Source organism: Halobacillus campisalis, from assembly GCF_030345335.1.
GTDB lineage: Bacteria > Bacillota > Bacilli > Bacillales > Halobacillaceae > Halobacillus_A > Halobacillus_A campisalis.
Genome location: NZ_JAPVRC010000008.1, coordinates 1 through 11739 on the forward strand (window position 1 = coordinate 1; position 11739 = coordinate 11739).

The window sequence follows — 11739 nt, forward strand, 5'->3', positions numbered from 1 at the left end:
AGATGAAATTTCCCCTTACGCCAAGTAAGTAAGATTCCTCAGAGACGATGAGGTCAATAGGTCCGAGGTGGAAGCGTGGTGACACGTGCAGCTGACGGATACTAATCAATCGAGGACTTAACTATATATCAACCTTCGTGAAAAGGTTACGTTTGTGAACATGTCCGATGTCTTATCCAGTTTTGAGGGTTTTCAAAAAAACTCTTGATTTTTTAGTGAATGGGTCATATAATATATCTTGTCCCTAAAAAAGATCTGGTGGCGAAAGCGAAGAGGTCACACCTGTTCCCATGCCGAACACAGAAGTTAAGCTCTTCAGCGCCGATGGTAGTCGGGTTTACCCCCGTGAGAGTAGGACGCTGCCAGGTTTTATACTAATCCACCGTAGCTCAGTGGTAGAGCAATCGGCTGTTAACCGATCGGTCGTAGGTTCGAATCCTACCGGTGGAGCCATTACGGAGAGCTGTCCGAGCTGGCCGAAGGAGCACGATTGGAATTCGTGTAAACCGTTTTCGCGGTTTCGAGGGTTCGAATCCCTCGCTCTCCGCCATCTTTGAAATTTCCGACTGGCCCGTTGGTCAAGTGGTTAAGACACCGCCCTTTCACGGCGGTATCACGGGTTCGAATCCCGTACGGGTCACCACTCAATGGAGGATTAGCTCAGCTGGGAGAGCACTTGCCTTACAAGCAAGGGGTCGCAGGTTCGAGCCCTGCATCCTCCACCATTTTGACTCTGTAAGAGTAAAATCTAATGGGAACTTATTAAAAGTCACCCACATTATCGCGGGGTAGAGCAGTTCGGTAGCTCGTCGGGCTCATAACCCGGAGGTCGCAGGTTCAAATCCTGCCCCCGCAACCAATTAATTTTATAACGGTCCGGTAGTTCAGTTGGTTAGAATGCCTGCCTGTCACGCAGGAGGTCGCGGGTTCGAGTCCCGTCCGGACCGCCACTGATTACTTCTTTACATAAGCTAGATCATAGTTAATAATGAGAACTTCTCATTTGTTTGGCTCGGTAGCTCAGTCGGTAGAGCAACGGACTGAAAATCCGTGTGTCGGCGGTTCGATTCCGTCCCGAGCCACCATTTTTTTGACTAGCCGGCCTAGCTCAACTGGTAGAGCAACTGACTTGTAATCAGTAGGTTGGGGGTTCAAGTCCTCTGGCCGGCACCATGTGTGTCTTTCTTATATGGAGGGATAGCGAAGTTGGCCAAACGCGGCGGACTGTAAATCCGCTCCCATCGGGTTCGTAGGTTCGAGTCCTACTCCCTCCACCATTTATTTTCATATTACAAATAGGGGTATAGTTTAATGGTAAAACTACGGTCTCCAAAACCGTCAATGTGGGTTCGATTCCTACTACCCCTGCTTTTATTTGTGGCGGTTGTGGCGAAGTGGTTAACGCACCGGATTGTGGTTCCGGCATTCGTGGGTTCGATTCCCATCAGCCGCCCCATTTTTTTATAGAAAAATGTTGGGCCATAGCCAAGCGGTAAGGCAACGGTTTTTGGTACCGTCATGCGCTGGTTCGAATCCAGCTGGCCCAGCCATCTATTTAAAAATAAGGCGCGGGAGTAGTTCAGTGGTAGAACACCACCTTGCCAAGGTGGGGGTCGCGGGTTCGAATCCCGTCTCCCGCTCCAGAAACTTTCATAAGTCATTAAATGATGAATATAATTATTTAAACGTGATTTCAATGGCGGCATAGCCAAGCGGTAAGGCAGAGGACTGCAACTCCTTTATCACCGGTTCGATTCCGGTTGCCGCCTCCATGAAATGCCGGTGTGGCGGAATTGGCAGACGCGCACGACTCAAAATCGTGTTCCTCACGGAGTGCCGGTTCGAACCCGGCCACCGGTACTAACTTTATAAAACGTCATTTACAGAAGAATTAAGTAATATCAACGTTTTTAACGTCTTTCTACAGTAATGTAGGAAGGCGTTTTTTCTTGTTTTAATGGCTTTTATTCACACGACAATATCACTTCAAATCGTGTGCACTAATCGTGTTCACAGTGAAAGGGGAATTGTCAAAATGGCTAGACGTAAAAACACCTTAGACGAAAAGGAATTGGCTATCCTAGAGAGTGAAACAAAGTCATATGTAGAATCATTCCAGGAGGCAATAAATTTATTTGTTCAGGATTGTGAGTTGCGTAATTTAAGACCACACACTGTAAAATATTACACGAATGAATTTAGTGCTTTTCTGAATAACTTAAGAGATCAGGAGATAGATACTCAGCTATTAAAGCCGTACAACTTTACTGAGGAACACGCAAATGAAAATGTAATACTGTACATGAAGAATTATAAAGGGAACAGGATAGTTACTATCAATACTCGATTAAGGGCTTTACGTGCTTTGTTTAACTTCCTTTCTAAGCAAAAGCATATCCCTAAGAATCCTTTTGAGAATATTAAACTATTAAAAGATAGGAAAACTGTTATAGCCACCTTTACTAGAGAACAGTTAAAGAAGCTTTTTAAACAGCCAGATTTAAGAACATTTACTGGGATTAGGGACTATACCATAATGATGTTAATGCTTGAAACTGGTATACGTGTAAATGAATTAGCAGGTCTTTCGCTGAACGATATAAGGTGGGAAGATGACCTGATTTGCATTAGGAACGCTAAAAGTTACCGTGAACGATTAGTACCTATTCAAAATGAAATGAAAAAACAGTTAAAAAAATATAGTGCAATACGTGGTTATGTAGAGTCTGAAGCTATATTTATAACAGTGGACGGTACTAGGCTAACGAAAAGGGGCATTCAACAAAGGGTTATCAAATATGGTGAAGTGACAAAGATAAAAGATGTAAGATGCAGCTGTCATACATTTAGCCACACATTTGCAAAGCTAAGTGTCCAGCAAGGGGCAAACATATTTGAGTTACAAACTATATTAGGGCATACCAGTATGGAAGTAGTTAAAATATATGTGAACCTGTTTGGTAATGATGTTAGAGAGAGTCATAAAAAGTTTTCTCCACTAAAAGTATTACATTGACTATCATAATGAACATTCTTAAGCCTTTAGAGTTTTTTACTCTATGGGCTTTTTTTGTGTCCTAAAATACTTCACTGCTGCTAGTGATTAAATGTGGAAGCGGATCGGTTGGTTGTGCCTATATATATGGACAGAAAAAGAGGATTTTATATGTCCTATTATCCAACTTATCCGCCAGTACATTTTTGTAAGGACAAATGAAAAGGACGGTACAAAGCTAAACAATTTAAAGGATTTAATTGTAAAGGGTAAGGATATTGTTTCCACTCATGCACTATTCAAACGTATAGACAATGAATTGATTGAACTAATAGAAATGCAAGGATACACCTTAATATTAGATTAAGTCATGAATGTTATTGATCAGGTGAAAATATCTAGGGATGATCTGAAATTACTTACCAATGCTAAAACGACAAAGGCAGACCCAGTGATAACTATTGATGAAAAAGGTTTTGTTCATTGGACCAGTGAAGACTATATAACTGGGAATTTCGAACAAATCCGTAACCTTGCTAAAGCTAATAATCTAATGATTTTCGAGAATATAGCTATGTATTGGCTATTTCCAGTCTCAGCATTTAAAGGGTTTGAGGAAGTCTATGTACTTACCTATATGTTTAAGAGACAAATTCAGAGTTGTTATTATGAGCTGTTTGAAGTGGATTACGATTATTATTCTGTAGCTAACAAAGATGGTCATTATAAATTAGTTGCCTATATTCCTATACACAAAGAAGATAAACGACATCTAAGAGAACTGATTAAAATTTATTATTCTGCACCTACAGATAGAACAAATCTAAATAAGGTGGGAGAAAAAAATTCCGCTTTTAGCGTAACTCACTTAAACAACCTGGTTAGCAATTCTAAACAGCAAACACTCTTAAGAAATAACAGATTTAATTTTTATCACAATAAAGCTAACGTGCCCAGCCATGAAGTGATGCGGACGACATATAAATATTTAGAGAGAAGGCTGTGCCCTAAAATTTAAAGAAACAATTTGTTGGAGTAACAGCAAGGGCTACAAACGACTATGCAAATAAATCTACCTGTATTTACTTTGCAAATCGATATATGAATCCAATAACGAAGAAATTCTTTAATAATAAAGGCGTTAAAATTGATGAGGATTTATTTGCTTTATCTGAATTACTGCAATGGATATTTAGAAGTAGGATAAGAAAAGGTGAGTCTATCTATGTTTATATTCCTAGCAAAAGAATGAGGTCATTACTAGAAGAATATCTAAGTAATAGCCTATAAGTGAAACGGAGATAGTTGGTTGAAATTCTCTATTCAAAAAAGGTATAAAGAAACGCTATAAACGTTGATATTTAAGGGTTTTTAAGACATTTCCTTAAAAGAAAGAATTAAAAAAGTATAAATGATAAGTAGCTATTAACTCACGTCCCTATAACATGGATTGTGACAGCTAAAGCTACCACAATCCATGTTATTAGGGCGAATATAATTGGTTGGGCGATAGTCCAAGCACGAAGCGTAGTAGATTGGGGCGAGGTTCTGGTCGTCCGACATACTGTTGGAGCTACGATTTTTTGTGGCTACTTTTCTTTTTGCGAAGTATGTGCGGTAAATCACTAAATATGAAAAGGGAGGCGTTAAAGCTTGAATAGATACACGATCAAGCTCATTCGATCTCATTACGGAGAAACTCAAATGATGTTCGCTAAACGCTTAGGAATATTGACTTCGTATCTCGAAAAGCTTGAAATCGGAAGTAGAGGCGTCAGTGAAAACGTCGAGACGAAAATTATGGCAAGATGCGATTTAACAAGCAGAAGAATCCAAGACCTAAAAGCTCATTCAAAAGTAATCGAAAGGTAGAAAGGAGTATAGAAACAATTTGTCAATCAATGCAAAAAACGATCATTCTAATGTAGTAAACAAACAGGCTCTAAGAAATGGAGCTACGTTTACTCCGCAATTACGTGAATTAAACAAGTATCTATTCATAGATAGATTCTCGAAGACTACACTTTGCGTGTATAACGAGATCGTCTATCTCTTCAACACGAATGAGGGAGTAGCATTTCCAAGTTACAATTACTTCCTTAGAGAGTTGAACATGTCTTCGGTAACAGTATCGAAAGCCATTAAGAAGCTAGTCGGGGTAAATCTGGTTGGAAAGATCGGGGAAAAAGGGCAGCGGAATCTGTATCTTCCTTATTATCCGTTAGACGAAGAAGGGTTTAAAAGAGCATTCCCTATTGCGTCAAGTAAACGGGAAGCGACCGTAGCGAAATCGAAAAGAAAAAGTAACACCGATAAGGAGCGTTTAGAAAAGTATCAAAGGAAGATCGAGATAGCTGAAGAGGAGGAATGATGATGCTAGATCGAACTACTCACGCAAATGTAAAACGACTAGTCAAACGTAGTTGCGCAAACTACTCGAATGTTAGATGTCTAATTTACGATACACAATGCGACTATGAGAGCCGCTATGGTCATGCAATATCATGCGATTATTTCGAGAAGAGCGTCCTGCCGAATGACGAAGTTCTCGAAGCAAGATACAAGAAAGCTCACGGTATAAACTATCAAGACAATCTGGAATAGTCGAAGAACATTCGCATTTGCTTGGATTGTTCCGAGGAGTTCATGCCTAAGAGCAATCGGCAAACTCGATGTAACGATTGCCAACGCAACGCTAAACGCAAAGCGAAAGCAGAGAGAATGCGAAAGTACCGAGATAAAGCGAGTAATATGTAGACAGTATAGGGGTCGGTAAATCGCTCTATGGCAGGGCTTAGGTGCTTTACAATAAAACACTCTGAAAGCCGAAATAGCCGTTCGAAAGTGTCTACAAATAAAAACAAAGGGAGAGACAATTAATAATGAGAGACAAACTACAAAAAGCTCAAGAGCTTATGCAAGGTAATACGATGCTTTTCAAGGAAGTAATCAATGAATATAGAGATCAGAAATACGAAGTAAATCGAAATACCGAGCTATCGGCAGCAGGAAAAGAAAAAGCGCTTCAACGTCTATCAAAGGAGTACGAGAAGAAATCGGTGAAGCTTGCGAATCAGCTTAAGCAGGAGCGGAACGATCTAGCATCTGATGCTAAAAAGGAAGCTCAGAAGGTTCTTACTTCGAAGCTACCGAGTGTAAATGAAAAAAAGCGAAAGCTATTCTCGCAGCAAGCAGACGATCTGGAAGCTCGAGTATTATTATGAGCTCCAGTTTAGTAGGAGCGGCAGTCAGAAATGCTTTACGAGAAGTAAGCGTGATGACCTCGAGCATGATCGATCAGTCCGAGGAGTATTTCACAAAACATGACCATAAATGATAGTTAACTAATGGACTAATGAAGCAACACCCACTCAGATTAAAGCCTGTTTAGGGTGTGCTTTGCTTGTTCTCTTGTAGAAAAGTCTAAATCAATGTTGGAGGTCCAAACTTTTTAACTTCATTGACAATATGACCTTTTGATTCAATAAACGACCAAAGTTGATTGATAGACTCTGATTCATGTGATGGATTTACAATATAAAACGAACATCTTTCTTGTAATTGGGAAATGAAAAAATCAATCTCTTTCCTATCTACTTTTGAATATGAATGCCCTACTATAACGAAATGGTTTACTTGAAAATGTTTAGTAAAATCAGTGTACGTTTTAAAGAGGTTCTGAACCCACCCTAAATTCTCATGATAGTTTTCCTGTGTAGGTGGTATGATGTCAGGTTGTTTTGGAACTCTTGTGTTTTCTTCATAAGGAACTGTTGTAATATAGCCATTTCCATATGAGTCAAAAACTTGATTTCTACCTAAAACACTACCCCATGCGGATTGTTCATCTTCAAAGTGTATAAGATTGTTAGGAATTTCGAAATTAATTGAACCATGGGGCTTAAAGAAAGGTACTCCCTTTACAGGATTGTCAGTTCCAACCATGAAGTAACCTTTATTTGGAGAAGCTAATCTAAAGGATTTTTCTAAGACTAGATCGTAATTAAATGACACAACCCCAACAATATCTTTTCGGTTTTTTTTCATCCACTGACTCCAGGACCATTTTACAAGGTTAGCATTATCGATTCTTGATTGTAATTTAGAATAAGCTAATGCCAAGAATCTTCTAAGGTCTGATTCTCTTTTGGAAAAGTCCTTATCACTTAAATCAAACTCACCGTAATTTAGGAACTCATTCATAGAATCAAAATCACTCTGCCTTTCAGACAGTGGTAGCAATACATCTTTTATTGTACTTAGGTTACCTAGATAAGGTTCTAAATATATTTCAGGATTTCCAAATGATTTTAAAGGTGAAGAGGTATCTATATCTAAGTCTAAATGGTTTAGTAGGTCTATGGTTAGTCCGTTACCAGCTAATATGCATACTCTTCTTTTTCGCATGACAAAACCTCCTCTTTTATTCGCTCGAGGTATATTTTACCATTGTCGAATATTCCTCGAAAGTAATCGAGTAGTGTACGAACCGTTACGAATATTACGCACTACAACCCTTTGAAGAAAGGCGTTATAACAACCGTCAAAGTTTTTGAATATGAAAAAGGCTCGTGAAGCCGACTCAAAATCGTGTTCCTCATGGAGTCCCGTTTTGAACCCGGCCTCCGGTACTAAATAACACATAAAGACGGTGTCTAGCGACGACTAGATGCCGTCTTTTTTACGTTTAATGCAACGTGAAATGTTTTAGTTTTCATACGATTATTTATTAGCAAAGGATCAGATCGACATAAAAACTTCTCACCTTTAAAAGGCTAAAACCCCTAGAAAAAGAAAAAAGGCACAACCGCTAAACATATGGACTTGCCACATGTCAGCGATATGCACCTATGCCTACATAGAGAATATCGAAAATTGGAAGGTTAGTCAACTTTGGATGGAATGCTCAATACTAAAACGTATGTAAGTTTTATATTAACAGGATGACTTCATTTATAGATAATACAACGAATAAAGAAACTGTTCTGCCGCTTTTGAGAACGGTTTCTTTATTTTGTTGATGAGAATTTAGATGAATTTTAACTTTCTATGGTCATTAGTGTTAGATAATCTAACAACTTTGTTGCTTTAAAGAGGGACCAGTGATAACCTTTTGAAGTACTATTCAGAATTATCTAATAATATTTACCAAGGAGTGGAAAATGTAGTGGAAATTATCATGGAGATTATTGGACAGATTAGTGGGTTCCTGTCTACATATTTGACGATTCCAGTTTTATTAGGAGCAGGACTATTTTTTACTGTATTTTCTAGGTTTGTTCAGTTCAGGTACTTAAAAGAGACGCTGAGAGTCATTTTTGAGAAAACTCCAGGGAATAATGGGAAAGAGATTTCTGCTTTTAAGTCATTTTGTATAGGATCAGCCACACGTATTGGTACAGGGAATTTAGCGGGTGTGGCTGTCGCTATCACTGTGGGTGGACCTGGTGCAATTTTTTGGATGTGGATTGTGGCGCTTGTTGGTGGTGCTACCGCCTTTTTTGAAAGTACGCTTGCGCAAGTCTACAAGGTACGTGATGGTGAAGATGCTTTTAAAGGTGGTCCAGCTTACTATATTGAGAAGGGTCTTAAACAGCGCTGGGTAGGTATTGCTTTTGCATTATTTATAGCGGTAACGTTTGGTCTTATATTTAATTCTGTGCAGAGTAATACGATAGCCGCATCTTTTAATGCTTCATTCAACATCCCTACGGCTGCTGTTGGAATTGGTTTAGTCGTACTTTCAGGTATTGTTATTTTTGGCGGTGTTCACCGTATTGCGAATTTCTCAAGTATTGTTGTTCCGATTATGGCTGTTATTTATATTTTAATTGCATTCGTAGTCGTGGCGATGAATATTACAGCAGTTCCTGAGATTTTTGGTTTTATTCTTTCTAATGCATTTGGTTTTGAACAGGTCATTGGCGGTGGATTCGGTGCTGCGATTATGCAGGGTGTTAACCGAGGCTTATTCTCTAACGAAGCGGGTATGGGAAGTGCGCCTAACGCTGCAGCTTCCTCTCATGTTTCTCACCCTGCTAAACAAGGATTTATCCAGGCTGCCGGTGTTTTTCTGGATACGCTTGTTGTATGTTCGGCTACGGCGTTTATCATTTTAGTTTCTGATCAAGCTGAATATGGTACGGAGGCAGGAATTACATTGCTTCAGGATTCTCTGGCTACTCAGATAGGTGGATGGGCAAGTATTTTCGTATCCATTGCTATTTTCCTTTTTGCTTTCAGTTCGATTGCAGGCAGCTATTATTATGGGGAAAAGAACATTGAATTCATTAAAGAAAGTCCAAAGGCGATTATGGTTTATCGCTTTGCCACTCTTGGAATGGTTATGTTCGGAGCGGTAGCCAGCCTTGACCTGGTGTGGGCCCTGGCGGATGTATTTATGGGATTAATGACAGTTATTAATATGTACGCAGTCTTAAGGCTTAGTAAAATTACGTTTGTCGTCCTTTCCGATTACTTGGAGCAAAGAAAAGCGAACAAAGATCCTGTATTTGAGCCGAGCAAGCTCGGCATTAGTGGAACAGAAACGTGGGGAGATCTTGATTTTGAAGAAGTAAAGAAGAAAAAGGTGAGTTAATCATTCTAGTTAGAAATGTATACAAAAGCCTGCTGCGAATTGAGCAAACGCAGCAGGCTTTTATACTCTATGAGTTTACTTGGCTCAAAGAAAACAGGAAGTCACAAATATAAAAAAATATCTTGAATAGGTTGTCAGTGGTATATTGGATTGTTATAATGTAAACTATCACTTTAACAAAGAGAAAGAAGCATGGAAAAACAAAGCTAATGAAACTTTATTGTATGCGGGTGTAGTTTAGTGGTAAAACCTCAGCCTTCCAAGCTGATGATGAGGGTTCGATTCCCTTCACCCGCTCCATTTTTAATTGCAATCATATTTTTACTACGTGTACAACGCAGTGTTTCGTTAAAATAACGAAGCATTGCGTTTTTTATTGAAGATAGAAGGTTATAAACCTATATATAATAGAGGAAAGGAGAACGAAGCAATGAACCAATTAAAGAAACTACTACAACAGATTGATGGTAAAAGTTATAAAGGATACAAACAAATACAAGGCAGTTACTCTTTTTCTAATTACAAACTGAAGGTCGATTATGTGCAAGGGGATCCGTTTGCCGCTCCTTCAAAAATAAGAATTCAGGTCGCGGATCACATTAAATCGATTCGCCCTGAATGGAAGCGTACGAAAAAGCGTCGTATTTATACGGAGGATGTAATCGCGCGTAAAGTAGCGGAAGTCCTCGATAAAAATAAACCGAACGTCAAAGGGTCTGGTAAAAGCGGTATGGTATCCATTGATCAGCCGAAGCAGGAGATATTAGAGCGGACGGCTGTTAGTATAGAAGGAGACCAAACGACGGTATGTCTTACGGTCGGACTGCCGGCGAATGGACGCAGAATCAATGGCAAGGAAGCGGACAAGCTGTTTTTTACGATCCTGCCGAATTTAATTAAGGATTCTGTACTTGCGATTAAGGAAGAGGAAATCACTCCTTTTGTAGAATTAGCTGATCAGCATGATGCGATATTGGAAAGAATGAGAGAAGAGAAGCTCATTTCTTTCATTGCGGATGATTCTATTTTACCGAGAGCAAGCGGCGTGAGTGATCGCCCTATGAAGAATGCGGTGCCTTTTGAGAGTCCTGAGCAGAATCGGATCACTATTGAAGTGCCTCATCGAAATGAACCGCTGACTGGTATGGGAATACGAGAAGGTATTGTCCTTATTGTAGGGGGAGGGTATCATGGAAAAAGTACCCTGTTGAATGCGATGGAGCGTGGGGTGTATCCTCACATTAAAGGGGATGGCCGAGAGTTCGTATTGACAGACCCGGACGCTGTGAAAGTAAGAGCGGAAGATGGACGTCAGGTTACGAACGTTGATATTTCTCCGTTTATTAAAAACTTGCCTGGAAACGTAGATACGTCAAGATTTTCTACGGAAAATGCCAGCGGCAGTACTTCCCAGGCGGCGAACGTGGTTGAAGCGATTGAAGCAGGTGCCCAAACGCTGCTAATTGATGAGGATACGAGTGCGACGAACTTTATGATCCGGGATGAACGGATGCAGCAACTGGTCGCGCCTGAAAAGGAACCAATCACTCCGTTCATCGATAAAATAAAAAGTCTGAGGGATGAATTAGAAGTGTCGACGATTCTAGTTATGGGTGGTTCTGGCGAGTACTTCAGTGAATCTGATCAGGTCATTATGATGGATGAGTATCTGCCTTACAACGTAACCGATCGAGCTAAAGAAATAGCGGAGCAGCATCCAAGTGGCCGGGAGACAAATCATGCAAAGTTCGGCTCGTTGCCTTCTCGTCACTTCCTTTCGCAATCTATTCAGGCTCGTAAAGGCAAGAAAGAGAAAGTCCAGGCAAAAGGAAGAACGTTGATCCTTATGGGTTCTACAGAAATTACCTTAGATGGTGTGGAACAGCTGGTGGATTCTTCCCAAACACGTATGATTGCCGACATTCTAATGCATGTTTATAAAAAAGGGACGCTGAAAAAAGAACAGACGCTTCACCAGCTGCTTGATCAAATTGAAGAACAGTTCGATCAAAAAGGGCTATCGTCGTTTGCCCCATTTCAAGATCAGCACCCCGGTGAATTGGCTCGGCCGCGTCGTTTTGAAATAGCTGCCACATTAAACCGTCTGCGGACAGCTAAAGTTAATGATTTGAGATAGATGAAAGGA

The 11739-nt window shown here is 40.0% G+C and carries 9 protein-coding genes, 16 tRNA genes, 2 rRNA genes and 1 pseudogene; 27 read left to right on the forward strand and 1 reads right to left on the reverse strand.

Translation table 11 applies throughout. The features are described 5' to 3' along the window. The 24 genes and pseudogenes from O2Q26_RS15245 to O2Q26_RS15350 form a co-directional block, all read left to right on the forward strand. Positions 1-125, forward strand: a 23S ribosomal RNA gene (locus O2Q26_RS15245); the annotation flags it as partial. Positions 126-254: 129 nt separating this feature from the next. Further along, positions 255-368, forward strand: a 5S ribosomal RNA gene (gene rrf / locus O2Q26_RS15250). A gap of 10 nt (positions 369-378) precedes the next feature. After that, positions 379-453 (forward strand) — tRNA-Asn (locus tag O2Q26_RS15255). 4 nt (positions 454-457) lie between these two features. Next, positions 458-550: transfer RNA gene (locus O2Q26_RS15260), tRNA-Ser, on the forward strand. Between the two features lie 18 nt (positions 551-568). Continuing rightward, a tRNA-Glu gene (locus tag O2Q26_RS15265) sits at positions 569-643 on the forward strand. A 6-nt stretch (positions 644-649) separates the two neighbouring features. Beyond that, positions 650-725, forward strand: a tRNA-Val gene (locus O2Q26_RS15270). 57 nt (positions 726-782) lie between these two features. Next, positions 783-859: transfer RNA gene (locus O2Q26_RS15275), tRNA-Met, on the forward strand. Between the two features lie 14 nt (positions 860-873). Beyond that, positions 874-950: transfer RNA gene (locus tag O2Q26_RS15280), tRNA-Asp, on the forward strand. Between the two features lie 59 nt (positions 951-1009). Next, positions 1010-1085, forward strand: a tRNA-Phe gene (locus tag O2Q26_RS15285). A gap of 12 nt (positions 1086-1097) precedes the next feature. Next, positions 1098-1173: transfer RNA gene (locus O2Q26_RS15290), tRNA-Thr, on the forward strand. Positions 1174-1191: 18 nt separating this feature from the next. Next, positions 1192-1277: transfer RNA gene (locus O2Q26_RS15295), tRNA-Tyr, on the forward strand. A 20-nt stretch (positions 1278-1297) separates the two neighbouring features. Next, a tRNA-Trp gene (locus O2Q26_RS15300) sits at positions 1298-1368 on the forward strand. Positions 1369-1380: 12 nt separating this feature from the next. After that, positions 1381-1456, forward strand: a tRNA-His gene (locus O2Q26_RS15305). Between the two features lie 19 nt (positions 1457-1475). Then, a tRNA-Gln gene (locus tag O2Q26_RS15310) sits at positions 1476-1550 on the forward strand. A gap of 18 nt (positions 1551-1568) precedes the next feature. Further along, positions 1569-1643, forward strand: a tRNA-Gly gene (locus O2Q26_RS15315). 55 nt (positions 1644-1698) lie between these two features. Then, positions 1699-1772, forward strand: a tRNA-Cys gene (locus O2Q26_RS15320). Between the two features lie 6 nt (positions 1773-1778). After that, positions 1779-1860: transfer RNA gene (locus tag O2Q26_RS15325), tRNA-Leu, on the forward strand. Between the two features lie 175 nt (positions 1861-2035). Next, positions 2036-3016: a tyrosine-type recombinase/integrase gene (locus O2Q26_RS15330; protein ID WP_289216728.1), complete on the forward strand. Its 981-nt coding sequence runs from the start codon at positions 2036-2038 to the stop codon at positions 3014-3016. Between the two features lie 349 nt (positions 3017-3365). Beyond that, positions 3366-4013 carry a YonV family putative phage-derived protein gene (locus O2Q26_RS15335; RefSeq protein ID WP_289216729.1) on the forward strand — a complete coding sequence of 216 codons (648 nt, stop codon included), beginning with the start codon at positions 3366-3368 and terminating at the stop codon, positions 4011-4013. Between the two features lie 56 nt (positions 4014-4069). Continuing rightward, positions 4070-4285 (forward strand): annotated as a pseudogene (locus O2Q26_RS19170) (YonV C-terminus-related protein); the annotation flags it as partial. A 363-nt stretch (positions 4286-4648) separates the two neighbouring features. Then, the gene (locus O2Q26_RS15340; protein WP_289216730.1) at positions 4649-4867 is read left to right on the forward strand and encodes a hypothetical protein; all 219 of its coding nucleotides are present in this window, start codon (positions 4649-4651) and stop codon (positions 4865-4867) included. Positions 4868-4886: 19 nt separating this feature from the next. Further along, positions 4887-5366 (forward strand): hypothetical protein, encoded by a 480-nt coding sequence (locus O2Q26_RS15345; RefSeq protein ID WP_289216731.1) that lies wholly within the window; start codon positions 4887-4889, stop codon positions 5364-5366. 2 nt (positions 5367-5368) lie between these two features. Then, positions 5369-5599: a cysteine-rich VLP protein gene (locus O2Q26_RS19095; RefSeq protein ID WP_352232258.1), complete on the forward strand. Its 231-nt coding sequence runs from the start codon at positions 5369-5371 to the stop codon at positions 5597-5599. Between the two features lie 278 nt (positions 5600-5877). Beyond that, on the forward strand, positions 5878-6219 hold the full coding sequence (locus O2Q26_RS15350; RefSeq protein ID WP_289216732.1) for a hypothetical protein: 342 nt from the start codon (positions 5878-5880) through the stop codon (positions 6217-6219). Between the two features lie 199 nt (positions 6220-6418). Here O2Q26_RS15350 and O2Q26_RS15355 read toward each other — a convergent pair whose 3' ends face one another. Then, complete coding sequence (locus O2Q26_RS15355; RefSeq protein WP_289216733.1) at positions 6419-7402, reverse strand: hypothetical protein; 984 nt, start codon at positions 7400-7402, stop codon at positions 6419-6421. Positions 7403-8174: 772 nt separating this feature from the next. Here O2Q26_RS15355 and O2Q26_RS15360 point away from each other — a divergent pair. From O2Q26_RS15360 to O2Q26_RS15370, 3 genes are all read left to right on the forward strand, one after another. Next, positions 8175-9593: an alanine/glycine:cation symporter family protein gene (locus tag O2Q26_RS15360; protein ID WP_289216825.1), complete on the forward strand. Its 1419-nt coding sequence runs from the start codon at positions 8175-8177 to the stop codon at positions 9591-9593. A gap of 226 nt (positions 9594-9819) precedes the next feature. Beyond that, positions 9820-9893 (forward strand) — tRNA-Gly (locus tag O2Q26_RS15365). 130 nt (positions 9894-10023) lie between these two features. After that, the gene (locus O2Q26_RS15370; RefSeq protein WP_289216734.1) at positions 10024-11730 is read left to right on the forward strand and encodes an ABC-ATPase domain-containing protein; all 1707 of its coding nucleotides are present in this window, start codon (positions 10024-10026) and stop codon (positions 11728-11730) included. Positions 11731-11739: the final 9 nt, after the last annotated feature.

Coding starts and splice junctions, on each gene's coding strand:
- O2Q26_RS15350 (WP_289216732.1), top strand. CDS start 5,878: ATGAGAGACAAACTACAAAAAGCTCAAGAGCTTATGCAAGGTAATACG.
- O2Q26_RS15370 (WP_289216734.1), top strand. CDS start 10,024: ATGAACCAATTAAAGAAACTACTACAACAGATTGATGGTAAAAGTTAT.
- O2Q26_RS15335 (WP_289216729.1), top strand. CDS start 3,366: ATGAATGTTATTGATCAGGTGAAAATATCTAGGGATGATCTGAAATTA.
- O2Q26_RS15355 (WP_289216733.1), bottom strand. CDS start 7,402: ATGCGAAAAAGAAGAGTATGCATATTAGCTGGTAACGGACTAACCATA.
- O2Q26_RS15330 (WP_289216728.1), top strand. CDS start 2,036: ATGGCTAGACGTAAAAACACCTTAGACGAAAAGGAATTGGCTATCCTA.
- O2Q26_RS15360 (WP_289216825.1), top strand. CDS start 8,175: ATGGAGATTATTGGACAGATTAGTGGGTTCCTGTCTACATATTTGACG.
- O2Q26_RS19095 (WP_352232258.1), top strand. CDS start 5,369: ATGCTAGATCGAACTACTCACGCAAATGTAAAACGACTAGTCAAACGT.